The sequence below is a fragment of the Alsobacter sp. SYSU BS001988 genome (genome assembly GCF_054796215.1).
The window spans coordinates 54,836-78,654 of record NZ_JBTAMK010000018.1 but is presented as its reverse complement, the minus strand read 5'-3'; the positions used below and the strand labels follow the sequence as shown (position 1 = coordinate 78,654).

The 23,819-nt window shown below is 70.5% G+C and carries 18 protein-coding genes; 13 read left to right on the top strand and 5 right to left on the bottom strand.

Annotated elements, in window-relative coordinates; all coding sequences use genetic code 11:
* Position 1: 1 nt before the first annotated feature.
* The 3 genes from ACYVO7_RS22765 (at position 2) to ppx (ending at position 4,719) form a co-directional block, all read left to right on the top strand.
* On the top strand, positions 2-691 hold the full coding sequence (locus ACYVO7_RS22765) for an HdaA/DnaA family protein (RefSeq protein ID WP_460452057.1): 690 nt from the start codon (positions 2-4) through the stop codon (positions 689-691).
* A 304-nt stretch (positions 692-995) separates the two neighbouring features.
* Complete coding sequence (locus ACYVO7_RS22760; RefSeq protein WP_460452082.1) at positions 996-3,197, top strand: RNA degradosome polyphosphate kinase; 2,202 nt, start codon at positions 996-998, stop codon at positions 3,195-3,197.
* Between the two features lie 13 nt (positions 3,198-3,210).
* Positions 3,211-4,719 (top strand): exopolyphosphatase, encoded by a 1,509-nt coding sequence (ppx, locus tag ACYVO7_RS22755; protein WP_460452056.1) that lies wholly within the window; start codon positions 3,211-3,213, stop codon positions 4,717-4,719.
* Here ppx and ACYVO7_RS22750 read toward each other — a convergent pair.
* Positions 4,685-5,017: a hypothetical protein gene (locus ACYVO7_RS22750; protein WP_460452055.1), complete on the bottom strand. Its 333-nt coding sequence runs from the start codon at positions 5,015-5,017 to the stop codon at positions 4,685-4,687. The genes ppx and ACYVO7_RS22750 overlap by 35 nt on opposite strands.
* Positions 5,018-5,095: 78 nt before the next feature.
* A complete protein-coding gene (gene rnd / locus ACYVO7_RS22745; protein WP_460452054.1) occupies positions 5,096-6,241 on the bottom strand; it encodes a ribonuclease D in 1,146 nt (381 codons plus the stop codon).
* A gap of 163 nt (positions 6,242-6,404) precedes the next feature.
* Between rnd and aspS the strand changes: the two genes are divergently transcribed.
* The 4 genes from aspS to ACYVO7_RS22725 all read left to right on the top strand — a co-directional run bounded on the left by aspS (position 6,405) and on the right by ACYVO7_RS22725 (position 12,408).
* Positions 6,405-8,177, top strand: coding sequence for an aspartate--tRNA ligase (gene aspS, locus ACYVO7_RS22740; protein ID WP_460452053.1), 1,773 nt, complete (start codon positions 6,405-6,407; stop codon positions 8,175-8,177).
* Positions 8,178-8,398: 221 nt separating this feature from the next.
* Entirely contained in the window at positions 8,399-9,265 is an 867-nt protein-coding gene (locus ACYVO7_RS22735; RefSeq protein ID WP_460452052.1) for a glycosyltransferase family 2 protein, read from the top strand.
* A gap of 51 nt (positions 9,266-9,316) precedes the next feature.
* Positions 9,317-9,970, top strand: coding sequence for a CatB-related O-acetyltransferase (locus ACYVO7_RS22730; RefSeq protein WP_460452051.1), 654 nt, complete (start codon positions 9,317-9,319; stop codon positions 9,968-9,970).
* Between the two features lie 113 nt (positions 9,971-10,083).
* The gene (locus ACYVO7_RS22725) at positions 10,084-12,408 is read left to right on the top strand and encodes an NADP-dependent malic enzyme (RefSeq protein WP_460452050.1); all 2,325 of its coding nucleotides are present in this window, start codon (positions 10,084-10,086) and stop codon (positions 12,406-12,408) included.
* A gap of 22 nt (positions 12,409-12,430) precedes the next feature.
* On the opposite strand, the gene ACYVO7_RS22720 is transcribed toward ACYVO7_RS22725, so the two are convergent.
* The 3 genes from ACYVO7_RS22720 to erpA all read right to left on the bottom strand — a co-directional run bounded on the left by ACYVO7_RS22720 (position 12,431) and on the right by erpA (position 15,921).
* A complete protein-coding gene (locus tag ACYVO7_RS22720; protein ID WP_460452049.1) occupies positions 12,431-14,398 on the bottom strand; it encodes a hypothetical protein in 1,968 nt (655 codons plus the stop codon).
* 137 nt (positions 14,399-14,535) lie between these two features.
* A complete protein-coding gene (locus ACYVO7_RS22715; protein ID WP_460452048.1) occupies positions 14,536-15,429 on the bottom strand; it encodes a sugar kinase in 894 nt (297 codons plus the stop codon).
* Between the two features lie 150 nt (positions 15,430-15,579).
* A complete protein-coding gene (erpA, locus tag ACYVO7_RS22710) occupies positions 15,580-15,921 on the bottom strand; it encodes an iron-sulfur cluster insertion protein ErpA (RefSeq protein ID WP_460452081.1) in 342 nt (113 codons plus the stop codon).
* 134 nt (positions 15,922-16,055) lie between these two features.
* Between erpA and ACYVO7_RS22705 the strand changes: the two genes are divergently transcribed.
* The 6 genes from ACYVO7_RS22705 to scpB all read left to right on the top strand — a co-directional run bounded on the left by ACYVO7_RS22705 (position 16,056) and on the right by scpB (position 23,708).
* A complete protein-coding gene (locus tag ACYVO7_RS22705; RefSeq protein WP_460452047.1) occupies positions 16,056-17,267 on the top strand; it encodes a deoxyguanosinetriphosphate triphosphohydrolase in 1,212 nt (403 codons plus the stop codon).
* 149 nt (positions 17,268-17,416) lie between these two features.
* Positions 17,417-19,177, top strand: a complete 1,761-nt coding sequence (gene argS, locus ACYVO7_RS22700; protein WP_460452046.1) for an arginine--tRNA ligase — start codon at positions 17,417-17,419, stop codon at positions 19,175-19,177.
* Positions 19,178-19,316: 139 nt separating this feature from the next.
* Positions 19,317-20,939 carry an SPOR domain-containing protein gene (locus ACYVO7_RS22695; RefSeq protein WP_460452045.1) on the top strand — a complete coding sequence of 541 codons (1,623 nt, stop codon included), beginning with the start codon at positions 19,317-19,319 and terminating at the stop codon, positions 20,937-20,939.
* 95 nt (positions 20,940-21,034) lie between these two features.
* Positions 21,035-22,054: a beta-N-acetylhexosaminidase gene (nagZ, locus tag ACYVO7_RS22690; RefSeq protein WP_460452044.1), complete on the top strand. Its 1,020-nt coding sequence runs from the start codon at positions 21,035-21,037 to the stop codon at positions 22,052-22,054.
* 66 nt (positions 22,055-22,120) lie between these two features.
* Positions 22,121-22,933, top strand: a complete 813-nt coding sequence (locus tag ACYVO7_RS22685) for a segregation and condensation protein A (RefSeq protein ID WP_460452043.1) — start codon at positions 22,121-22,123, stop codon at positions 22,931-22,933.
* Positions 22,934-22,937: 4 nt separating this feature from the next.
* Entirely contained in the window at positions 22,938-23,708 is a 771-nt protein-coding gene (gene scpB / locus ACYVO7_RS22680; protein WP_460452042.1) for an SMC-Scp complex subunit ScpB, read from the top strand.
* Positions 23,709-23,819 lie beyond the last annotated feature (111 nt).

The following is a 23,819-nucleotide window of genomic DNA, read 5'->3' as shown; positions in this document are numbered from 1 at the left end:
CGTGACCGAAAAGCCCCGCCAGCTCGCGCTGGACCTGCCCGTCGACGCCGGGCTCGACGCCGAGGACTTCCTCGTCAGCGCCTCGAACGAGGCGGCCTTCGACGTGCTCGACCGCTGGCCGGACTGGCCGGATCCCGTGCTCCTGCTGATCGGGCCGCCGGGCTCCGGCAAGAGCCACTGCGCCGCCATCTGGGCCAAGCGCAGCCACGCCTGGACGGTCGCCCGCGCCGCGCTGCGCCTGCCCGACGTGCCTCACCTGGCCTCGGCCGGCGCGCTGGTGATCGAGGACTGCGACGCCATGCAGGGGCAGGAGGACGCGCTGTTCCACCTCCTCAACATCGCCCGGGAGCGCAAGTCCTCGCTGCTGCTGACCGCCCGCACGCCGCCCTCCGACTGGGGGCTGGCGACGCCGGACCTGCTGTCCCGCCTGCGCCTGGCGCCCACGGCGACCTTGGGCGAACCCGACGACGCGCTGGTCCGCGCCGTGCTGGTGAAGATGTTCATCGAGCGCCAGCTCGTGGTCGACACCTCGGTGGTGGAGTATCTGGCGCTGCGGATCGACCGCTCGATCGCGGCCGCGCAGGCGGTGGTGGAGACGCTCGACCGGGAGGGGCTCGCCCGCGGTCGCCGCATCACGCGGCCGCTGGCGGCCGAGATCCTCAGGCTCCGGGACGGGGACGAGCCGGGCTGACGCGCGCCGCCCGCGCCTGGCCCGGTTGCCTGTCTTCGATTTGTCGTAGACCCTTGGGAGAAGCTGTTTGACGACCGCAAAGCTCAATCCCGGGAGACGGCGAGTGGCCTTGAAGGACGAGCAGACGACCGGTCCGGCCAAGGCCGACAGGAAGGCCGCCGCGAAGCCTGCTCCGGGGGAGGACGCCAAGCCCGCCAAGGCGGCGCGCCCCAGGGACGCCGCAGCCGCGAACAGCGGCGCCGTCGCCAGCCTCCGGGACGCCGCCCCCAAGGCGCCGGTCTCCGCCCAGGCCGAGCTCACGCCGATGCCGGCGGCGGTGGTTTCCGAGGCGAAGCCCTCGGCGGACCTGACGGCCTCGCCCGAGCGCTTCATCAACCGCGAATTGTCGTGGCTTCACTTCAACCGGCGGGTGCTGGAGGAGGCGTCGAACCTCAGTCATCCTCTCCTGGAGCAGCTGCGGTTCCTGTCGATCTCGGCCAACAATCTCGACGAGTTCTTCATGGTCCGGGTCGCCGGCCTGAAGGGCCAGTTCAAGTCCGGCATCGTGCAGCTCTCGCAGGACGGCCTGTCGCCGGCCGAGCAGCTCGCCCGCATCGGCGAGGCCGTCACCGTGCTGGCGAGCGACCAGCAGCGCCGCTGGCGCGAGCTGCGCCATGCGCTGTTCGAGGTGGGCATCGTGCTGGTGGACGGGCCGGAGGTGACCCGCAACGAGCTCGCCTGGCTGGAGGACTTCTTCCTGCACCACGTCTTCCCGGTGCTCACCCCGCTGGCCGTGGACCCGGCCCATCCCTTCCCGTTCATCCCCAATCTCGGATTCTCGCTGGCGCTGGAGCTGTTCCGGACCACGGACGGGCGTCTCCTGAACGCGCTGATCCGCGTGCCCAACAAGGTGGACCGGTTCATCCGCCTGCCGGACCTCGCCGAGACCGGCGCGGTGCGCTTCATCGCGGTGGAGCAGGCGATCTCGCTGTTCATCGGGAGGCTCTTCCCGGGCTACACGGTGCGCGGGCTCGGGGGCTTCCGGGTCATCCGCGACAGCGACATCGAGGTGGAGGAGGAGGCCGAGGACCTCGTGCGGGTGTTCGAGACGGCGCTGAAGCAGCGGCGGCGCGGATCGGTGATCCGCCTCGAGGTCGAGGAATCGATGCCGGAGAACCTGCGCCAGTTCGTCGCCAAGGAGTTCGACGTGCAGCCGGAGGAGCTGTTCTTCACCGAAGGCATGCTGGCGCTGAACGACCTGTCGCAGCTGGTCGGCCTCGACCGGCCGGACCTGAAATTCTCCCCCTACAATCCGCGCTTTCCCGAGCGCATCCGCGACCATGGCGGGGACTGCTACGCGGCGATCCGCCAGAAGGACATCATCGTCCACCACCCCTACGAGTCCTTCGACGTGGTGGTGCAGTTCCTCGCCCAGGCGGCCCGCGACCCGAACGTGGTCGCCATCAAGCAGACGCTCTACCGCACCTCCTCCGACAGCCCCATCGTGAAGGCGCTGGCGGAGGCGGCCGAGGCCGGCAAGAGCGTCACCGCGCTGGTCGAGCTCAAGGCGCGCTTCGACGAGGAGGCCAATATCCGCTGGGCGCGCGATCTGGAGCGGGCGGGCGTGCAGGTCGTGTTCGGCTTCATCGAGCTGAAGACCCACGCCAAGCTCTCGATGGTGGTGCGCCGCGAGGCGGGGCAGCTCGTCACCTATTGCCATGTGGGCACCGGCAACTACCACCCGATCACGGCGCGGGTCTACACGGACCTGTCCTTCTTCACGGCCGACCCGGTGATCGCCCGGGACGTGGCGCGGATCTTCAACTTCATCACGGGCTACGCAGAGCCGGCGGAGCTGGAGCGCATGGCGGTGTCGCCGCTGACGCTGAAGAAGAAGCTCCTGGCCCATATCGCGGAGGAGATCGCGCACGCCAAGGCCGGGCGGCCGGCGGCGATCTGGGGCAAGTGCAACGCGCTGGTGGACGCGCAGATCATCGACGCGCTCTACGAGGCCAGCAAGGCGGGCGTGCAGGTCGACTTCATCGTTCGCGGCATCTGCTGCCTGCGGCCGGGCGTGCCGGGCCTCTCCGAGAACATCCGGGTGAAGTCGATCGTGGGGCGCTTCCTGGAGCATTCGCGCATCTACGCCTTCGGCAACGGCCATGGGCTGCCCCACCCGAAGGCGCATCTCTACATCTCCTCGGCGGACCTGATGCAGCGCAACCTCGACCGCCGGGTGGAGGCGCTGGCTCCGATCCTGAACCCGACCGTGCACCAGCAGGTGCTGGACCAGATCATGCTCGCCAACTTCCTCGACAACGAGCAGAGCTGGCGCGTGCTGCCGGACGGGACGAGCCAGCGGGTCTCGCCCGCCGAGGGAGAGACGCCGTTCAACGCCCACCGCTATTTCATGACGAATCCGAGCCTTTCGGGCCGCGGCAAGTCGCTCAAGAGCTCGAGCCCCAAGAGCCTGGCCGCGCAGCGGATCCGCCTGGAATCCGTGCTGGCGGGCGCCGCCGACGTCTGACCATAGGGACCCCATGCCTGAACTCGCCCAAGGCCGCCTGAAACTCGGCGCGCCTGTCGCCATCGTGGACATCGGCTCCAACTCGGTGCGCCTCGTCGCCTATGAGGGGCTGACGCGCTCGCCCACGCCCATCTTCAACGAGAAGGTGCTGTGCGGGCTGGGGCGCAACGTGCTGACCACGGGGCGGCTCGCCCAGGACGCCATGGACAAGGCGCTCTCGGCCCTGGCGCGCTTTCGCGTGCTCTGCGAGACGATGCGGATCGAGGAGGTGAGGGTGCTGGCCACCGCGGCGGCCCGCGACGCCTCCAACGGCGCGGAGTTCCTGGCCCGGTGCGAGCAGGTCACCGGGCAACCGGTGGAGCTGATCTCGGGCAAGCGGGAGGCCAAGCTCTCGGCGCTGGGCATCGTGTCGGGCATCTGGAAGCCGGACGGCGTGGTCGGAGACCTCGGCGGCGGCTCGCTGGAGCTGATCGAGGTGAAGGGCCACCGGCTCGGCGGCGGCGTCACCCTGCCGCTTGGCGGGCTGGCGCTGCAGGACAGGTCCGGCGGGAGCATCAAGAAGGCGATCAAGCTGGTGCGCGACGCCTTCGAGGACCTGCCGCAGATCGAGGCCGCGCGGGGGAGGGCGTTCTATGCGGTCGGCGGCACGTGGCGCGCGCTCGCCCGCCTGCACATGAAGCAGCGCGGCTATCCCCTGCGCGTCATGCACAACTACGTCATCCCGGCCCGCGACGCGGCGGATTTCGCCCGCCTGGTGGAGCGGGTGGAAGCCGAGACGCTGGATTCGATCGAATCGATCTCCGCCGCGCGCCGCCCGCTGCTCGCCTACGGGGCGCTGGTGCTGGAGCAGATCATCAAGATGGCCAAGCCGTCCGAGGTGGTCGTCTCCGCCATGGGGGTGCGCGAGGGCCTGCTGTTCGAGCAGCTGGAGGAGGCGCAGCGCGCCGAAGACCCGCTCCTGGTCACGGCGCGCGAGCTGAACGTGCTGCGCTCGCGTTCGCCCCGGCACGGCGAGGAGCTCTGCGCCTGGACCGACCGGTTCATGGCGTCCAACAATCTCGACGAGACGGCGGACGACCGGCGGCTGCGGCATGCGGCCTGCCTGCTGGCCGACATCGGCTGGCGCGCGCATCCGGACTATCGGGGCGAGCAGTCGCTCAACATCATCGCGCATGCGGGCTTCGTGGGCATCGACCATCCCGGGCGCGCCTATGTGGCGCTGGCGGTGGCCTACCGGCATCTCGGATTGTCGGACGACCAGGTCAGCCCGCGCCTGCGCGAACTCGCCTCCACCCGGATGATCGACCGCGCCCGGATCCTCGGCGCGGCGATGCGGGTGGCCTATCTGGTGTCGGCCGCCATGCCGGGCGTGCTGCCCCGCACGCCGCTGGCGTGCTCGCAGGGGCGGCTCGAACTGGCGCTGCCGCCGGAGCTCGGCGCCCTCGCCAACGACCGGCTGTTCAACCGCCTGAAACAGCTGGCCCGCATCATCGGACGGACCCCCCATATCGCCATAGCATGAAGCGCGTCGGCCGCAGGCGGATGGGCGGCTGGTCCGGCGCCAGGAGCTGCGGAGCGCGGCGGCGGCGCAATCCGCGTTCCGGCCCGGCTCCCCGCTCCAGCGCGGCGAGGTCGAGCGGGGTGTCCTGGAAGCAGCCTCCGCACATGAACACGGGATGGCGGCGGATCCACGCGCCGCTGCGCGCCAGCTCCAGGCCACAGCGCCCGCATCGCAGCACGAATTCGCGGTCCGGGTCGGCGTCCAGAAGGCGCTGGGCGAGCCTGGCTCGCGACGCCGTCAGTTCGGCCTGGGGTTCCATGCTGCGCTCCCGCAGAGGTATCCACGCCGAAATTATACAACTATAGCGTTAACAGACGATAACGCCGCCGGCCCGGCGCTAACGGTCGACGCCCACGACCCGTCCGTTCTCGATGGCGAGAGCCAGCCGCCCCTGCTTGAGATTGAGCGCGCGGACGCCGAAGAGCTCACGGCGCCAGCCCGACAAGGCCGGGACCTTCGCCTCGTCGTCGGCCGCGATGGCCTCCAGGTCGTCGACGGTGGCGACGATCTTGGCGGCGACGCCCTCCTGCTCGCAGGTCATCTTCAGCAGGACCTTCAGCAGCTCCACCGTGGCCTGGTTGAAGTTGCGGCGCGAGCCGCGCTCCAGCGGCGGGAGCGTGCGCGGATCGCGCTCCAGCCCGCGCTCGACGGCGGCCACGATCTCCGCGCCCGAGCGGGAGCGCTCGAAACCGGACGGGATGGAGCGCAGATGGCCGAGCGCCTCGGGCGTTCGCGGCGCGGAGGTGGCGACGTCGATCAGGGCGTCGTCCTTGAGCACGCGGCTGCGCGGGACGTCGCGGGACTGGGCCTCGCGTTCGCGCCAGGCGGCGAGCTCGACCAGGATGGCCAGCTCCTTGGCCTTGCGGATGCGTCCGCGCAGGCGCTGCCAGGCGTCCTCCGGATGCGCCCGATAGGTGGCGGGCGACGTGAGGATCTCCATTTCGTTTTCCAGCCAATGGGTTCGGCCGGATTCTTCGAGCTTCGCGTGAAGGGCGGCGTAGACATCGCGCAGATGCGTGACGTCCGAGCGGGCGTAGACGAGCTGGGCCTCCGAGAGCGGGCGCTTGGACCAGTCGGTGAAGCGGGAGGACTTGTCGACCCGCGCCTTGGCGAGGTCATGCGCAAGCTGCTCGTAGGAGACGCTGTCGCCATAGCCGCAGACCATGGCGGCGATCTGGGTGTCGAACAGCGGCGTGGGGATGCATTCGCCCATGTTCCAGAGGATTTCGAGATCCTGCCGGCCGGAATGCACGACCTTGACGACGGCCTTGTCGCGCATCAGGTCGAGAAAGGGGGCGAGATCCAGGCCGGGCGCCAAGGGATCCACCAGCACCACGTCCTCGGGACTGGCGAGCTGGATCAGGCACAATTTCGGGTAATAGGTCGTCTCGCGCATGAACTCCGTGTCGAAGGTCACGAAGGGGTGGCGGGCGAGCCGCGCGCAGGCGGAGGCGAGGGCGTCGGTTGTGGTGATCAAAGGCATGGCTGGCCCTGATAGCGCAGCAAAGCCTGGGACGCCAGTGCGGGCCGGCCCGCTTCTTGACAAAGCAGGGGGCGTGTGGGTTTTTCCGGCCCACGTTTCCGGGCCGGAGCCCGGCCATGCAGACATGTCGCCGGCCATCGCGGCGATCGTTCAGGACGGTCCCATGCACCGCTATCGCACCCAGACCTGCGGCGCGCTCCGCGAGAGCGACGTCGGCCAGGAGGTCCGCCTCTCCGGATGGTGCCACCGCATCCGCGACCATGGCGGCCTGTTGTTCATCGACCTGCGCGACCATTACGGCATGACGCAATGCGTGGTCGACCCGGATTCGCCCGCCTTCAAGGACGCCGAGAAGCTGCGCGCCGAATGGGTGGTGAGGGTCGACGGCAAGGTGCGCAAGCGGCCGGCCGGGACGGAAAATCTCGACCTGCCGACGGGCGCGGTCGAGATCTTCGTCACCGAGATCGAGGTTCTGGGGCCGGCGGCGGAGCTGCCGCTGCAGGTCTTCGGCGACCAGCCCTATCCGGAGGAGACGCGGCTGCGCTACCGCTTCCTCGACCTGCGCCGGCAGGGCCTGCACGACAACATCATGAAGCGCGGGGCGATCATCGATTCGCTCCGCCGGCGCATGAAGGGGCAGGGCTTCTTCGAGTTCCAGACGCCGATCCTGACGGCGTCGTCGCCGGAAGGCGCGCGCGACTTCCTGGTGCCCTCGCGCCTGCATCCGGGCAAGTTCTACGCCCTGCCGCAGGCGCCCCAGCAATACAAGCAGCTGATCATGATGGCGGGCTTCGACCGCTACTTCCAGATCGCGCCCTGCTTCCGCGACGAGGACCCGCGCGCCGACCGCCTGCCGGGCGAGTTCTACCAGCTCGACCTGGAGATGAGCTTCGTCACCCAGGAGGACGTGTTCGCCGCGGTGGAGCCCGTGGTGGGCGGGGTGTTCTCCGAGTTCGGCGGCGGCAAGCCGGTGACCCCGAGCCCGTGGCCGCGCATCCCCTATGCGGACGCGATGCGCAAATACGGCTCCGACAAGCCCGACCTGCGCAACCCGCTCGAGATGCAGGACGTGTCCGAGCATTTCCGCGGCTCCAACTTCAAGGTCTTCGCGCGCATGCTCGAGGACCCGAAGAACCGCGTCTGGGCCATCCCGGGTCCGGGCGGCGGCAGCCGCGCCTTCTGCGACCGCATGAACAGCTGGGCGCAGGGCGAGGGCCAGCCGGGGCTGGGCTATGTGATGTGGCGCGAGGGCGCCGGCGCGGGGCCGATCGCCAACAATATCGGCCCGGAGCGCACGGCCGCCATCCAGGCGCAGCTCGGCCTCAAGGACGGCGACGCCGCCTTCTTCGTGGCCGGCGATCCCGACAAGTTCGTGAAGTTCGCCGGATCGGCCCGCAACAAGGTGGGCTTCGACCTCAACCTCGTGGACGAGAACCGCTACGAGCTGGCCTGGATCGTCGACTTCCCGATGTTCGAGTACAACGAGGACGAGAAGAAGGTCGACTTCTCGCACAACCCGTTCTCGATGCCGCAGGGCGGGCTGGAGGCGCTGCAGACGCAGGACCCGACCACCATCAAGGCGTTCCAGTACGACATCGCCTGCAACGGCTTCGAGATCGCGTCGGGCGGCATCCGCAACCACCGCCCCGAGGCGATGGTGAAGGCCTTCGAGATCGCCGGCTATGGCGAGGAGACCGTGGTGGAGCGCTTCGGCGGCATGTACCGGGCCTTCCAGTACGGCGCGCCGCCCCATGGCGGCATGGCGGCGGGCATCGACCGCATGGTGATGCTGCTCTGCGGCGCGCAGAACCTGCGCGAGGTGGCGCTGTTCCCGATGAACCAGCAGGCGCTCGACCTGCTGATGGGCGCGCCCAGCGAGGCGAGCCCCAAGCAGCTGCGCGAGCTGCACATCCGCCTGAACGTGCCGGAGAAGTGAGGCTCGGTCGGGTTCTCGCTCATGCCCCGATCCTTCCGTCGTCCTCGGCGGCGCGGAGCGCCGGGAAGGGGATCCAGGGGCGCCGGCGGCCAGGGATCGACACGGGACCGCGGCGGGCCCTGGATCCCCTTCCCCTCCGCGGCTTCGCCGCTCCGGCCGGGGATGACGGCCGACATACAGCGTGACGCCGAGCGGAAGCGGACGCGTGGGGGAGGGCGCCTGTGAACGCCGTCACCGCCGTCGTGGTCACGTATGACAGCGCGCGCGTGCTGCCGGCCTGCCTGGCGGCGCTGAAGCGCGAGGGCGTCGGCGTCGTCGTGGTGGACAACGCCAGCCGCGACGGGACGCCGGAGCTGGCCGAGCGCCTGGGCGCGCGGGTGATCCGAAACGCCCGCAACGAGGGCTTCGGACGGGCGATGAACATTGGCGTGCGCGCCGCGGCCACGCCCTTCTGCCTGCTCACCAACCCGGATCTCGTCTATGATGAGGGCGCGGTCGCGGCCCTGCTGGAGGCGGCGTCGCGCTGGCCCGACGCCGGGCTGCTGGCGCCGCGGATCATCGAGCCGGACGGGCGCTTCTTCTACCAGGCGACGTCCCTGCTCTCGCCCTTCCTGCAGAACCCGGGCGGCAGGCTCTCCCTGCCGGAGGGCGACTGCTGCACGCCGTTCCTGTCGGGGGCGTCCCTGCTGGTCCGCCGCGACGCCTTCCTGGACATCGGCGGCTTCGACGAGCAGCTTTTCCTCTTCTACGAGGACGACGACCTCTGCCGCCGCATGGCCGACGCGGGCCGCGCCCTGGTGCATGTCCACGGCGCCGTGGCCCGGCACGAGCGCGGCGGCTCGACGGCGCCCAGCCCCGGCCGCGTGTTTCGCGCCCGCTGGCACATGGCGTGGTCGCGCGCCTATGTGAGCCGCAAATACGGGCTGCCGGACCCGGCCAGGGCTACGCTGGCCGTGAACCTGCCCAAGGCGGCGCTCGGCGCCCTTGCGCTGCGGCGCGCCCTCGTGGAGCGTTACGGCGGCTCGGCGGCGGGAGCGCTCGGCTGGCTGCGCGGCGAGACGGCGCTGAAGCGCGAGGGGCTGGAATGATCGACTGGAGCGCATCCTTCGCGGGAGAAGGGCGCGGCGCAGGGGCTTGTCATGCGTAAGCTGATCGCGCGCTGGTCCAACCCCCACAATCTCACCCGCGTCCACCTCGCCAAGCAGGCGGCGAAGCGCGGCTGGACGATCGGGGACTACAGCTATGGCCGGGTGCGGGTGCGCGACTGGGGCGACGGGGCGGGCCTCACCATCGGGCCCTTCTGCTCCTTCGCCGACAACATCCAGATCTTCCTCGGCGGCAACCACCGCACCGACTGGGTGACCACCTACCCGTTCTCGGGCATGCGCGAGCTGTTCCCGGAGGCGCCCAAAGGCGCGGCCTATCACACGTCGCGCGGCGGCGTCGCGATCGGGGCCGACGTCTGGGTCGGGTCGGGCGCGACGATCATGTCCGGCGTGACGATCGGGCCCGGCGCGGTGGTGGCCGCCCGGGCGGTCGTGACCCGGGACGTCCCGCCCTACGGGATCGTGGGCGGCAATCCGGCCAAGCTGATCCGTCTGCGCTTCGAGGAGCCGGTGGTGGCCGAACTCCTGCGCACGCGGTGGTGGGAGCTCGACCGGGCCGCCCTGGCGATGCTGATCCCCGCGCTCCAGAGCGCCGACGCCGCGCAGGTCGTGGCGCTTTGCGATCGGATTCGGGCCGGGGAGGCCGCGAAACCTGCCGGCGCGGGCAGTCTTTCACCGGCGGAATAGGTGTTCGGCGTCACGGGGACGTGACCGGGGCAAGGCGCCGCGCTAGGGTCGACGTCGAAAGATGTCCGCCGGGCGCCCGAACGAACGCCCGTCCAAGGAGGAATGTCGCGCCAATGGCCTCGAACATGTCGACCATGTCGGACGATCTGCGCTCGGGCGCGCTCGTGTATCACCGCTTCCCCAAGCCGGGAAAGCTGGAGATCCAGGCCACGAAGCCGCTCGGCAACCAACGCGACCTGGCGCTCGCCTATTCGCCCGGCGTGGCCGCCCCCTGCGAGGCGATCGCGGCCGATCCGTCCCAGGCGGCGGAGCTGACGGCGCGCCAGAACCTGGTGGCCGTGGTGACGAACGGCACGGCGGTGCTCGGCCTCGGCGACATCGGCGCGCTCGCCTCCAAGCCCGTGATGGAGGGCAAGGCCGTCCTGTTCAAGAAGTTCGCCGGCATCGACGTGTTCGACATCGAGGTGGACGAAAAGGACGTGACCCGGCTGGTGAACGTGGTCGCGGCGCTGGAGCCGACCTTCGGCGGCATCAACCTGGAGGACATCAAGGCGCCCGAATGCTTCGAGGTCGAGGCGCAGCTGCGCGAGCGCATGGCCATCCCGGTGTTCCACGACGACCAGCACGGCACGGCCATCATCGTGGCGGCGGCGGTGCGCAACGCGCTCGACCTCGCCGGCAAGCAGCTCGCCGAGGTGAAGATCGTGACCTCCGGGGCCGGCGCGGCGGCGCTCGCCTGCCTGAACCTGCTCGTGTCCATGGGGGCGAAGCGGGAGAACATCTTCATCACCGACATCGAGGGCGTCGTCTATGAAGGGCGCGCCTCGCTGATGGACCGCTGGAAGTCGATCTTCGCGCAGAAGACCGACGCGCGCACGCTGGCCGAGGTGATCCCGGGCGCGGACGTGTTCCTCGGCCTTTCGGCCGGCGGCGTCCTGAAGGCCGCCATGGTCGCCCAGATGGCGCCGAACCCGCTGATCCTGGCGCTCGCCAATCCCAATCCGGAGATCGATCCCGCCGAGGCGAAGGCGGTCCGCCCCGACGCCATGATCTGCACCGGCCGGTCGGACTATCCCAACCAGGTCAACAACGTCCTGTGCTTCCCCTACATCTTCCGGGGCGCGCTGGACGTGCAGGCGACCACCATCAACGAGGCCATGAAGCAGGCCGCCGTCGAGGCCATCGCCCGGCTGGCGCGCGAGGCGCCGTCCGACGTCGTGGCGCGGGCCTATGGCGGCGAGGTCACCACCTTCGGGGCGGAATCGCTGATCCCGAGCCCGTTCGATCCGCGGCTCATCCTGCGCATCGCGCCCGCTGTCGCGCGCGCCGCCATGGAGAGCGGCGTCGCCAAGAAGCCCATCGAGGACTTCAAGGCGTATGACGAGAACCTGTCGCGCTTCGTGTTCCGCTCCGGCTTCGTCATGAAGCCGATCTTCACGGCGGCCAAGGAAGCCCCCAAGCGCGTCATCTACGCCGACGGCGAGGACGAGCGGGTGCTGCGCGCCGCGCAGGTGGCCATCGAGGAGGGGATCGCCACCCCCATCCTGGTGGGCCGGCCCGCCGTCATCGAGACGCGGTGCAAGCGCTACGGGCTGTCGCTGCGGCCCGGCCACGACGTCGAGGTCGTCAATCCCGAGGACGATCCGCGCTACCGCGACTACGTGGCCACCCTGGTCGAGGTGGCGGGACGGCGCGGCATCACGCCGGACGCGGCGCGCACGCTGGTGCGCACGTCGACGACCGTGATCGCCAGCGTGGCGGTGATCCGGGGCGACGCGGACGCGATGATCTGCGGGCTGGAGGGGCGCTTCCAGTCCAAGCTGCGCCTGATCCGGGACATCATCGGCATCGACGTCGGGGTGAAGGGCCTCTCGGCCATGACGCTGATGATCACCTCGAAGGGCCACTACTTCCTGGCCGACACCCATGTGCGGCCGGACCCGACCGCCGAGGAGATCGCCGAGACGGCGGTGCTGTGCGCCCAGCACGTGACGCGCTTCGGCATCGAGCCCAAGATCGCGCTGGTCTGCCACGCCGATTTCGGCGAGGCCGACACCCCTTCCGCCCGCAAGATGCGCCAGGCGCTGGACCTCATCCGCCAGCGCGCGCCGCAGCTCGAAGTGGACGGCGAGATGCAGGGCGATACGGCGCTCTCCGAGATGGTGCGCGAGCGCAAGCTGCCGCAATCCAACCTGAAGGGCGAGGCGAACATCCTGGTGTTCCCGAATCTCGACGCCGCCAACGCCGCCTACCAGTTCACCAAGATCCTGGCGGACGCGCTGCCCGTAGGCCCGATCATGATCGGGCCGGCGAGGCCCGCCCATGTGCTGACCACCTCGGTGACGGCGCGCGGCGTGGTCAACATGACGGCTTTGGCCGTCGTGGAGGCCCAGGCCCGGGCCGAGCGCAACCAGGCGGCGAAGGTCGCCGCCGAATAGGCGGGCTCCCGCCCGCCCGGGCCTATTCGGCCCTGGCGGTGAGATCGATCTGCTCGAGCAGGGCGGCGGGATCGCCCTGCGCCATGGCGAAGTCGGCGAAGCCGAGCCCGCCCGGATCATGCGCGGTCGCCGTCACGGTGAGCCGGCCGGGCTTCAGCAGGAACTTGGCGACGGCCGCGCCCAGCGCCTTGGCGTTGGGCGAGCCGCCCAGCATGGCCGGGATGCCGATCTGGGCCGCGCCGCCCAGCTCCTTGCGCAGCTGGTCCACGCTCTTCTTCTGCCGGCGCGCCTCGCGCTCCAGGAGCTTCTCGGCGAGGCCCTTGTTCTCCAGCGTGAAGCCGACCTGCTTCACGGTGGCGCCGAGAAGCGCCACCTGGGCGGTGGCGCTGTCGCCGGCGAACACGTCGCGCGAGACGTTGCCGAGCACGCCCTTCACGGCGAGGCTGCCCATGTTGACGCCCTGAAGGGCGATCTGCCCGATATTGAACTCGGCCGCGTTCTCGTTCCAGCGGCCCTCGAGCCCCATCGTGACGTCCAGGTCCTTGTAGCCCATCGCCAGGAGGTCGCGCAGGCCCTCCTCCTTGGTCCCGGGCGGGATCGCCATCGTCATGCGGTCCAGGCCGATCCGCAGGGCGGTCGGGACGCCCTTCACGGGCGCCTGGGCGGCCACTTCGAAGGTCTTGAATCCGACCCGGATGTTGGGGGCGGCGGGATCCGTCTCCCGGGCTTTCTTGTCCGGCACGTTGAGGTCGACGTCGCGGATCGCGAAGGTCCCGAGGTCCGGGATGAAGGCGCGCGGGTCGATGGCGGAGAGGTCGGCGTCGGGATCGCCGACGGTGGCCCGCAGGGCGTCGAGCGTCGTGCGGAACGACCACCCGGTCTGCGAGATCGACCCGATGCGGCCGTAGCCGTCAACGGCCGCGACGTCGAGCCCTTCCAGGCGCAGGTCGTTGGGCCGGCCCATCGCCGCGCCCGCATAGCCGAGGCGGGCGACCTTCACGGTCGCCTTGTCCTTGCTGGAGGCCGGGGAGGTCACGGTCAGGTTCACGGCCTCGGCCGACTCCACCGCGATCGCGTCCAGGATGTCGGTGAGGCCGCGGACGAAGCGGGCGCGCTCCTGCGGAGGCAGCTTGGCGACGTCGCCCTTGCCGGCGAACTCGGTGAGGAAGGGCAGCCAGGCCTCCTGGGTCGGCCGGCCGCGGACGTTCTTGAAGGCCAGCCGCCCGATCGTGAACTCGCCGCCCTTGGCCGACGAGCCCTTGACCGCGTCGACCGTGAAGCCGCCGTAGATGAGCTTCATCTCCGTGTCGCCGGGCTCGGCCTTGGCGCCGTAGATCCTGGCCACCAGCGCCGCGTCGATGTCGACGCCGGCCATCGGCCCGACGGTCCCGCTGACGGCGTCGTCGGTCCGGCGGGTTTCGAAAGAGCCGCCCGAGGCCGCCATGCTCTTGATCGCGCCCTTGCTGACGCCGACGAGCCGGATGTCGCGGTAGGTCACCGTGGAGGACTGATCCGCCATCTTGCCGGTGGTCACGAGCTCCGGAATCGAGATCTGTTCGGCGGTGATGCGGGCCAGCCGCTCGTAGAGCGGCGCCGCCGAGGAGGCGTCGAACAGCGCGGCGACCTCGTCGCGGGTCGAGGTCGCGCCCGTCAGCTCGATGCGCTTCATCACGTAGCTGGCGCCGCCCGTTTCGACCTTGACGTTCTCCAGCGTCACCGCATCCGCCGCGCGGGCGGGGCCGACGATGGCGAGGCCGCCCAGGGCCGTGGCCCGGCCGACCGAAACGCGCGTCCCGTCAGGCCCGCTCCAGGACAGCCCCGCGATGGCGATCCGCCCCGACCAGGGATCGACGTCGATCGCGGCCGCCTGCGCGGAGGCCGGAAGGGCGCGCGCGATGTCGGCGCGCATGACGCCCTGGGCGCCGAGATGGGCCGCGATGACGGCCAGGGACGCGCCCCCGGCCAGGGATTTCCATCGGGTCGCGCGCATCATCAAGTCTCCGGAATCGCGCCGCGGGGGGCGCGGCGATATGAAGAAGCGCGATCCTGTCCAAAGGCTCGCCCAAAAGCCAGCGGCGTCGCGTCGCGGCCTGCGTGTAATCTGGTCTGAGAGCAACCGAGCGACGCTCAGGCCGCCTCGGCGAAGCCCTGGCGGATCGCCTCGATGTCGGCCAGCGACGGCAGGCCCGCCTCGTTGCCGAGATGCTGGATCTTGAAGGTCGAGGCGGCGCGCGCGAAGGCGAAGTGCTCGGCCCAGGGCTGGTCCGGCCGGCGCAGATAGGACGCCACATAGGCGCCGTGAAACACGTCGCCGGCGCCGCTGGTGTCGATGATGGCGTCGGACGGCACGCACAGGGTCGGCTGGCGGCGGATCTCGCCCGTCTCGTCGTACCATAGCATGCCCTTCTCGCCCATGGTGACGCCGCCGATGCGAACGCCCTTCTGCTTCAGCAGGAGCAGGAGGTCCTGGGGCGACACGTCGAGCTGCTCGGCCAGGCGCTCGGCGCAGATCGCGACGTCGACGAAGGACAGGAGCTCATGCGTGTTGTCGCGCAGGCCGCCGCCGTCCAGCGAGGTCAGCACGCCGCGTTCGCGGCAGAGCTTGGCGTAGTGGATCGCCGCGTCGGACTGGTGGCCGTCCAGATGCAGCGCGCGGCAGCCGCCCATGTTCAGCATGGGGAAGGGGTGCAGGTAGTCGTCGTCGCGGCAGCGGATGATGGCGCGCTTGCCGTTGTTGGGCAGCACGAAGGAGAGCGAGCTCTCGCGCACCTTCCGGCCATGGACCGGGATGGCGTATTTGGCCGCCATGTCGAGGAACATGCGCCCGAGCCAGTCGTCCGCCAGCGAGGTCAGGAGGTCCGGCACGACGCCGAGCTTGGCGCAGCAGAACGCGGCCGTGACCGCGTTGCCGCCGAACGAGACGGCGTAGTCGCGCGCCACAGTCTTCTCGTCGCCGGTGGGCATGTGCTCGGCGAGGAAGGTGACGTCGATATAGGTCTGGCCGATGAAAAGGGCGTCCATGTCGATCTCCTGGACGCCATCTTCAGGATTGCGGATGCGCGGGCAAGTGCGGCAGGCCGGTCGCGGCCTCCGGCCCGGGGGGAGGGGGCTGCGAAATCGGGCCCCTGTGTTCCGGGCGACCCACCCGGATCCGGCGAAAGGGCGCGAGCCTCAGATCGAGAAGCTGGTTCCGCAACCGCAGGCGGCGGTCGCCTTGGGGTTCTGCACGCGGAACGATTGGCCCATGAGGTCGTCAACGAAATCGAGCGTCGAGCCCTCCAGGAAGGGCCGCGACACCGAATCAACCAGCACCGTCACGCCGTCGCGCCGGATCGCGACGTCGTCGGGCGTGATCGCGGTGTCGAAGGAGAAGTCGTACTGGAAGCCCGAACAGCCCCCGCCATTGACCGCGACGCGCAGCATGGCGCCTTCGGCCTCGGATTTCAGGATGGACTGGATCCGCCGCGCGGCGCGCTCGGTGACGGTGAGCGGTGCGGTTTCCACGTCGGGCATGGTCATGTAAGCGCCTCCGAGACGTCTGGCGGTTTGCACGCCCTGCTTTATATCGCAGAAGCGTAAGCAACGGGCCGCAAGCTTTCAGGACGGGATGTAGCGATCCCGGGGTCCGTCATCAATGGGAGGCGCCGGTGCCGCAGAGCCGCTTCGATCGATGGCGGGCGCCCTATGCGGCCGACCCGGCGCTCAGCCGCGGCCGGCTCACGCCCGAGGACGCCTCGCCCACCCGCAGCGAATTCCAGCGCGACCGCGACCGGGTGATCCACGCCAACGCCTTTCGGCGCCTGAAGCACAAGACGCAGGTCTTCGTCTTCCACGAGGGCGACCACTACCGCACCCGGCTGACCCACACCATCGAGGTGGCCCAGATCGCCCGGGCGCTGGCGCGGGCGCTCGGGCTCGACGAGGATTTGGCGGAGGCGCTGGCGCTGTCGCACGATCTCGGCCACACGCCCTTCGGCCATACCGGCGAGGAGGCCCTCGACGACTGCATGGCCGACCATGGCGGCTTCGACCATAACGCCCAGGCGCTGCGGATCGTGACCCGGCTGGAGAAGCGCTACGCCGAGTTCGACGGCCTGAACCTGACCTGGGAGACGCTCGAGGGCCTCGTCAAGCACAACGGCCCGCTGACGACGCCGAAAGGGCGGCCAACCGAGCGCTACCGCAAGCGGGGCGTCCCGGGCGCCATCCTGGACTATGCGGCGCGCCAGGACCTGTGGCTCGACACCCACGCCAGCGCGGAGGCGCAGGCCGCCGCCATCGCGGACGACATCGCCTATGACGCGCACGACATCGACGACGGCCTGCGCGCCGGGCTGTTCGCGCTGGAGGACCTGCGCTCCGTCCCGTTCCTGGCGGACCTGCTGGACGACATCGCCGGACGCTGGCCCGGGCTGGAGCGCAGCCGGGTCATCCACGAGCTCGGGCGGCGGATCATCACCCGGTTCGTGGAGGACGGCATCCGCGAAGGCGGGCGGCGCCTCGCGGCGCTGCAGCCGACCGACGCCGACGCCGTGCGGCGGGCGGGCCATGCGGCGATCGGCTTCTCCGGCGAGATGGCGGAGGCGGACCGGGCCATCAAGGGCTTCCTGTTCCCCCACATGTACCGCCATCCGAGCGTCGTCGCCGTGCGGGTCCAGGCCGACGCCGTGGTGCGCGACCTGTTCGGGCGCTTCACCCGCGACCCCGACGCGATGCCGGGGGAGTGGCGCGAGGGCCTGGCCGGCGCCGAGCCGTCGCGGATCGCCCGCCGGGTCGCCGACTACATCGCCGGCATGACGGACCGCTACGCCCTGGACGAGCATCGTCGGCTGTTCGACGTCACCCCCGATCTGCGCTGAGAGGGGCCGAATCGCCGAACCGGTGGTCAATCCGCGCCGCGATGTGATATTGGCGCGGCGTCGCGATGCAGGGCCGTCGCGCAGGTTTCACGAGGGTTTCGCCCCGGCGCAGAGATCGGCGCCGGGCGGCCCGCACCAGCCGAGCTGACATGAACATCTTCGACGACTTCCAGCGCCGGCTCGCGGCGATCATCGCCCGGCTCGGGGACCAGGGCGCCCTGCCGCAGGGCCTCGACACCGCCAAGGTCGTCGTCGAACCCCCGCGCGACCCCAGCCACGGCGACCTCGCCACCAACGCGGCGATGGCGCTGGCCAAGGAGGCCCGGAGCAATCCGCGCGCGCTGGCCCAGCTCATCAGCGCCGAACTCGCCCGCGAGCCCGGCGTCGCCAGCGCGGAGATCGCCGGCCCCGGCTTCATCAACATTCGCCTGGACGCCAGCGTCCACCATGACGTGGTCCGCGCAATCCTCAGGCTTGGCAAGCAGTTCGGCCGGCCGGCTCATCCGAAAAGCGAGCCTGTGAACGTCGAATATGTGTCGGCGAACCCGACCGGCCCGCTGCATGTGGGCCATGGCCGCGGCGCGGTGTTCGGCGACGCCTTGGCGAATCTGCTCGACTTCGCCGGCGCGGCGGTGACGCGCGAATACTACATCAACGACGCCGGGGCGCAGGTCGACGTGCTCGCCCGGTCGGCCTACCTGCGCTACCGCGAGGCGCTGGGCGAGGAGATCGGGACCATCCCGGAGGGGCTCTATCCGGGCGACTACCTGAAGCCGGTGGGCGAGGCTCTCGCGGCCCGGCACGGACGCGCGCTGCTCGATGCGCCCGAGGCCGAATGGCTCCCCGTCGTGCGCCAGACCGCGATCGACCTGATGATGGAGATGATCCGCGTCGACCTGGCGGCTCTCGACATCCGCCACGACGTGTTTTTCTCCGAGCGCTCGCTGGCCAGCGGCCCGGTCGACCAGATCAGGGCCACGATCGACGACATGCGGGCCCGCGGCCTCGTCTATGAGGGCCGGCTGCCGCCCCCCAAGGGCGCGCCGGTCGAGGACTGGGAAGACCGCGAGCAGACCTTGTTCCGGGCCACGGCCTTCGGCGACGACGTGGACCGGCCTCTGCTGAAGTCGGACGGCTCCTACACCTACTTCGCATCCGACATCGCCTATCACGCGTCGAAATTCGCGCGCGGCTTCCGGACCATGATCGATGTCTGGGGGGCCGACCACGGCGGCTACGTCAAGCGCATGAGCGCGGCCGTGAAGGCGGTGACGGGAGGCGAGGGCGAGCTCGACGTGAAGCTGTGCCAGCTCGTGCGGCTGCTGCGCCACGGCGAGCCGGTGAAGATGTCCAAGCGCTCAGGCGAGTTCGTGACGCTGCGCGACGTGATCGACGAGGTCGGCCGCGACCCGGTGCGCTTCATGATGCTGTATCGCAAAAACGACGCCACGCTGGATTTCGACCTCGCCAAGGTGATCGAGCAGTCGAAGGAGAACCCGGTCTTCTACGTGCAGTACGCGCACGCCCGCTGCCGCTCGGTGTTCAGGCAAGCGGAGCAGGTTTTCCCGGGTGCGTCAGAAGATCGCGGAGCGCTTCTGAATGCAGATGTCTCCCTGCTTAAGGACGAGGCCGAGCTAGACGTGATTCGCCGGCTTTCTCAGTTCCCAAGGATCGTGGAAGCTTCAGCTGCGGCGCATGAACCTCACCGGATCGCATTTTTTCTTTACGAACTGGCCAGCGACTTTCATGGACTCTGGAACAGGGGCAAAGAAGCGCCGCATTTACGTTTTGTTATCGAGACTGATCGAAATTCGTCCTATGCGAGGCTGGCGCTGGTCGACGTGGTGATGTCGGTCCTTGCAGCCGGTCTGGGCATCCTGGGGGTGACCGCGCCGGACGAAATGCGCTGAAAACGCGGGCTTGCGCACGGCATCCGTCATCGGACGGACTTGCTTTGCGCCAGAATGGACCACACCATTCGATGCGCCCGGGTTAGCGATGGGAATCGGTGGCGCCTGCGCCATCGGGCTGTGTGACAGCGGGTGTTTCATGAATGAATTGAACAGGCAGCGGCCCGTGATCGACCTCGACGAACTCGAGCGCCAGCTGCGCGAAGCGGCTGGCCATCGCGATTCGGCCAGGCCCTCGTCTGCTCACCATGCCCACGGCCACGCCCAGCGCGGCCATGGACAGCAGAACGACGATCCGCTGGCCGAACTGGCGCGCATCGTCGGGCAGGACGATCCCTTCAAGGCGCTCTGGTCCGATCGGGACGGCGGGCCTCGCGACGGCCACTCGGCCCGCGTGGAGCCGTCGATGTCCCTGCGCCGCCCCGCCGCCGAGCCCGCTCATGAGCAGAGGCCGACCGCGCAATCCTTCGAGGACCAGTTGTCCGCCTACGAGACGGACGTCGCGCCTCACGGGGCCTTGCCCTATCAGCTGCGCCAGCCCGCCGCCCACAGCGCCCAGGAGCGCGACTGGGACGCGGCGCCGACCCAGGCCGCCGCCTACGGCCAGTCCCCGCGCCCGACGCACGCCGCCTATGACGACCGTTACGCCCAGGCCGAGGCCGAGCCGGTCTATGAGCCGGAGGGCCAGCTTCCTCCGCATGACGAGGACTTCGCGGAGCCGCCGCGCCGGCGCCGGGGCCTCATGGCCGTCGGCGCGATCATGAGCGTGGCCGTGGCCGGCGCGGTCGGCCTCTACGCCTACAAGGGCGCGGGGCCGGGCGCGGCGAAGATGGCCGGCGCCCCGCCGCTGATCAAGGCCGAGGCGGGACCCTCCAAGGTTCAGCCGCAGAATCCCGGCGGCGTCGAGGTGCCCAACCAGGACCGGCAGGTCTACAACAAGTCGCAGGCGCCCGAGGACCTCAAGAGCGTCAAGGTTTCGGGCCGCGCCGAGCAGCCTCTGGACGTCGAGCAGATCACCCGGCGCGACCTGCCGATCGAGCCGCCGGCGCCCAGCGCCAGCGCATCCACCTCGACCGGCGCCGTCGCGGCGCTCAAGGCCCAGTCCGCCAATTCCGGGCTGCCGGCCCTCGGCGAGCCGCGCCGCGTCAAGACGGTCTCGGTGCGCCCGGACGGCACGATCATCGAAGGCGAGGCCGGACCGACCCGCGTGGCGTCGCTGGCCAGCGCGCCGCCGGTCGGCGTTCCCGCTCCGGCGGGGGCTTCGACCTCGACCCCGTCGGGCGCGACCCCGGCCCCGATGCCGATGCCGCGTCCCAAGCTGACCTCGCTGGCTCCGATGACCACGGGCTCGGCCCCGGCCAAGCCCGCCCGGCCGGCCGTCGAGGCCGAGACCACGACGGCGACGACCGCTCCGGCCCCCGCGGCCGCGGCCGCGCCCAAGCCCGCCCCGGCGGCGCGCCAGCAGGTCGCCTCCGCTCCGGCGACGGCCGCCGCGCCGCAGGCCGAGGCCGCCTCGGGCGGCGGGTTCGCCGTGCAGCTCGCCGCGCCGCAGAGCGAGACGGAGGCGCGCGACGTCATCGCCAAGCTGCAGAAGCGCTTCTCCGGCGAGCTGGCCGGGCTCAATCCCGCCGTGCGCAAGGCCGACGTGAACGGCAAGACCATCTACCGCGTCCGCGTCAGCGGCATGTCGCGCGACGAGGCGACGGCGCTGTGCGGCAAGCTCCAGGGCGCGGGCGGCCAGTGCTTCGTGGCCAAGAACTGATCCGCGACCGATCCGGCGAGTCATAGGCGGGGACAGCCAGTCTGTCCCCGTTTTGCCGTCTTGACCCCTTCGGGGCCGGCCGATAGCGCTAGTTGATGGCGATAAGAGCATTCATCGCGGGCTGTTCGGGCCCGGCGCTCACTCCCGAGGAGTTCGGCTTCTTCCGCGAAGCGAATCCGTGGGGACTGATCCTCTTTCGGCGAAACGTCGAAAGCCCCGAGCAGCTGATCCGGCTGACGTCCGACTTCCGCGACGCCGTGGGGCGCGCCGACGCGCCCGTGCTGATCGACCAGGAAGGCGGCCGCGTGCAGCGGATGGGGCCTCCGCAGTGGCGCGCCTACCCCGCCGCCCGGCGCCTCGGCGAACTGGCCGTCAACGATCCCCTGGTGCGCCGCGAGCTGACCCGGCTGGCGGCGCGGCTGATCGCCGACGATCTCCTCAAGGTCGGCGTCACGGTCGATTGCCTGCCGGTGCTCGACGTGCCCGTGCCGGGCGCGCACGGGATCATCGGCGACCGGGCCTATGCGCAGGACCCCGAGACGATCGCGGTGCTCGGGCGGGCCGCCGCCGACGGGCTGTTGGCCGGCGGCGTCCTGCCGGTCGTCAAGCACATGCCCGGGCACGGGCGCGCCCGCGCCGACAGCCACGAGGCGCTTCCCACGGTGGCCGCCTCGCGCGCCGAGCTGGAGGAGCGCGATTTCGCGCCGTTCCAGATCCTGGCCGACATGCCGATGGCGATGACGGCCCATGTGGTGTTCGAGGCCATCGACCCTGAGAACCCGGCGACCACGTCAGAGATCGTGTTCCGCGACGTCATCCGCGGCGCGATCGGCTTCGACGGACTGGTGATGAGCGACGACATCTCCATGAAGGCGCTCTCGGGATCGCTGGCCGAGCGGACCTTCGCGGCGCTGCGGGCGGGCTGCGACATGGCCCTGTACTGCCACGGCGTGCTGGCCGAGATGGAGGAGGTCGCCACGGCCGCCGTCGAGCTCGCCGGGGACGCGCGCCGGCGGGCGGAGGCCGCGCTGACGCGCATCCGGCATCGGCCCGAGCCGTTCGATCCTGTGGAAGCCTGGGCCCGGCTCGACGCCGCGCTTGCCCCCCAGGTCTGACGCGCCCAAGATTCGGGTCCATCGAGGCGATTCGCCCGTCCCGCACTGGGCGGATCAGGAGGATGAGTGGCCAAGCCGCACGAACAGCTCGACTTCGAAGACGCCGTCCGGGTCGACAAGGCCGACGCCGAACCGGCGCTGATCATCGACGTCGACGGGTTCGCGGGGCCGCTCGACCTGCTGCTCGAACTGGCGCGGCGCCAGAAGGTCGATCTCCACAAGATCTCCGTGCTGGCCCTGGCCGAGCAATATCTCGGCTTCATCGAGGAGGCGCGCCGCTTCCGGCTGGAGCTGGCGGCCGACTATCTGGTGATGGCGGCCTGGCTGGCCTATCTGAAATCGCGCCTGCTGCTGCCCGAGCCGCCCAAGGCGGACGAGCCGACGGCGGAGGATCTGGCCGATGCGCTCGCGCGCCGGCTGCAGCGGCTGGAGCTGATCCGCGCGGCGGCCCAGAAGCTCGTCGAGCGCACCAGGCTCGGCCGCGACGTCTTCGCCCGCGGCATGCCCGAACCCGTGGTGGTGACCCGGACGCCCGAGTGGGACGCCAGCCTCTACGACCTGCTCTCGGCCTATGCGCGCGAGCGGCAGAAGCAGGCGCTGTCGCATGTCAGCATGCCCAAGCGCCAGGTCTGGTCGCTGGCGGACGCGCGCGAGGCGCTGCAGCGGCTGGCCGGCGTGGCCATGGACTGGACGGCGCTGGACGAGTATCTCGCCAGCTACCTGACCACCCCGGAGCTGCGCGCCACCGTGCGGGCGTCCACCTTCGTGGCGGCGCTGGAGATGGTGCGCGAGGGGCTGCTGGAGCTGCAGCAGGATCGCGCCTTCGCGCCCATCTGGGTCAAGCAGCGCACGGCCGTCAGCCGCGCGGCGCGGGCCTGAGCCCATGAAGCGCGTCACCGTCGCCGGCCAGGACATCCAGGAGACCGCTGCGGCGCTCGACCTGGCGATCGAGACGGCCTTCGACGCCGTGGAGGAGGCGCGCAGCTTCGCCGAGGCCTGCAGGATCGCCGAAGCGCTTTTGTTCGCCTCCGCCGAGCCCCTGTCCACGGAAGCCATCGCGAGCCGGCTGCCGGGGTCAGCCCCGGCCGCTTCGGTTCTGCGCACGCTCGAGAAGGAATACGCCGCGCGGGGCGTCAACCTGGTGCGGCTCGCCGGAAAATGGGCCTTCAGGACGGCCGAGGACCTCGGCTACCTGCTGTCGCGCGAGGCCGTGGAGCCCCGCAAACTCAGCCGCGCCGCGCTGGAGACGCTCTCGATCATCGCCTATCACCAGCCGGTCACGCGCACCGAGATCGAGGACATCCGCGGCGTCTCGACGAGCCGCGGCACGCTCGACGTGCTGATCGAGGCCGGCTGGGTGAGGCTGCGCGGCCGCCGCAAGGCGCCGGGCCGGCCGGTGACCTACGGGACGACGGAGGCCTTCCTCGTCCATTTCGGGCTGAACAGGATCGACGACCTCCCGGGCCTCGACGAGCTGAAGGGCTCGGGATTCCTGGACGGGCGCCTGCCGCCGGGCTTCGGCGTCCCCACGCCGTCGGACGACCCCCATCTGCGCGACGACGAGGATCCGCTGGGCGACGACATCTTCGCCGAGCTCGCCGAAGAGGCGGCGAACCGCGTGGAGGAGCCGCTGCGGGACGAGGAGCGCGGCTGAGCGGGCTCCGCGTCGCTCGCGCATCGGGTTCTTGTTTTTGCCGCACCGGGAGCCTAGGTTCCGGGCGAGACGACAATGACGGGGGCCGGCGCGCCGGCTGAACCCGAACGG

Bases quoted from the DNA above. Each gene is read 5' to 3' on its own strand.
- ACYVO7_RS22760 (WP_460452082.1), top strand. From the start codon at position 996: ATGCCGGCGGCGGTGGTTTCCGAGGCGAAGCCCTCGGCGGACCTGACG.
- ppx (WP_460452056.1), top strand. From the start codon at position 3,211: ATGCCTGAACTCGCCCAAGGCCGCCTGAAACTCGGCGCGCCTGTCGCC.
- ACYVO7_RS22750 (WP_460452055.1), bottom strand. From the start codon at position 5,017: ATGGAACCCCAGGCCGAACTGACGGCGTCGCGAGCCAGGCTCGCCCAG.
- rnd (WP_460452054.1), bottom strand. From the start codon at position 6,241: ATGCCTTTGATCACCACAACCGACGCCCTCGCCTCCGCCTGCGCGCGG.
- aspS (WP_460452053.1), top strand. From the start codon at position 6,405: ATGCACCGCTATCGCACCCAGACCTGCGGCGCGCTCCGCGAGAGCGAC.
- ACYVO7_RS22730 (WP_460452051.1), top strand. From the start codon at position 9,317: ATGCGTAAGCTGATCGCGCGCTGGTCCAACCCCCACAATCTCACCCGC.
- ACYVO7_RS22725 (WP_460452050.1), top strand. From the start codon at position 10,084: ATGGCCTCGAACATGTCGACCATGTCGGACGATCTGCGCTCGGGCGCG.
- ACYVO7_RS22720 (WP_460452049.1), bottom strand. From the start codon at position 14,398: ATGCGCGCGACCCGATGGAAATCCCTGGCCGGGGGCGCGTCCCTGGCC.
- ACYVO7_RS22715 (WP_460452048.1), bottom strand. From the start codon at position 15,429: ATGGACGCCCTTTTCATCGGCCAGACCTATATCGACGTCACCTTCCTC.
- erpA (WP_460452081.1), bottom strand. From the start codon at position 15,921: ATGCCCGACGTGGAAACCGCACCGCTCACCGTCACCGAGCGCGCCGCG.
- argS (WP_460452046.1), top strand. From the start codon at position 17,417: ATGAACATCTTCGACGACTTCCAGCGCCGGCTCGCGGCGATCATCGCC.
- ACYVO7_RS22695 (WP_460452045.1), top strand. From the start codon at position 19,317: ATGAATGAATTGAACAGGCAGCGGCCCGTGATCGACCTCGACGAACTC.
- nagZ (WP_460452044.1), top strand. From the start codon at position 21,035: ATGGCGATAAGAGCATTCATCGCGGGCTGTTCGGGCCCGGCGCTCACT.
- scpB (WP_460452042.1), top strand. From the start codon at position 22,938: ATGAAGCGCGTCACCGTCGCCGGCCAGGACATCCAGGAGACCGCTGCG.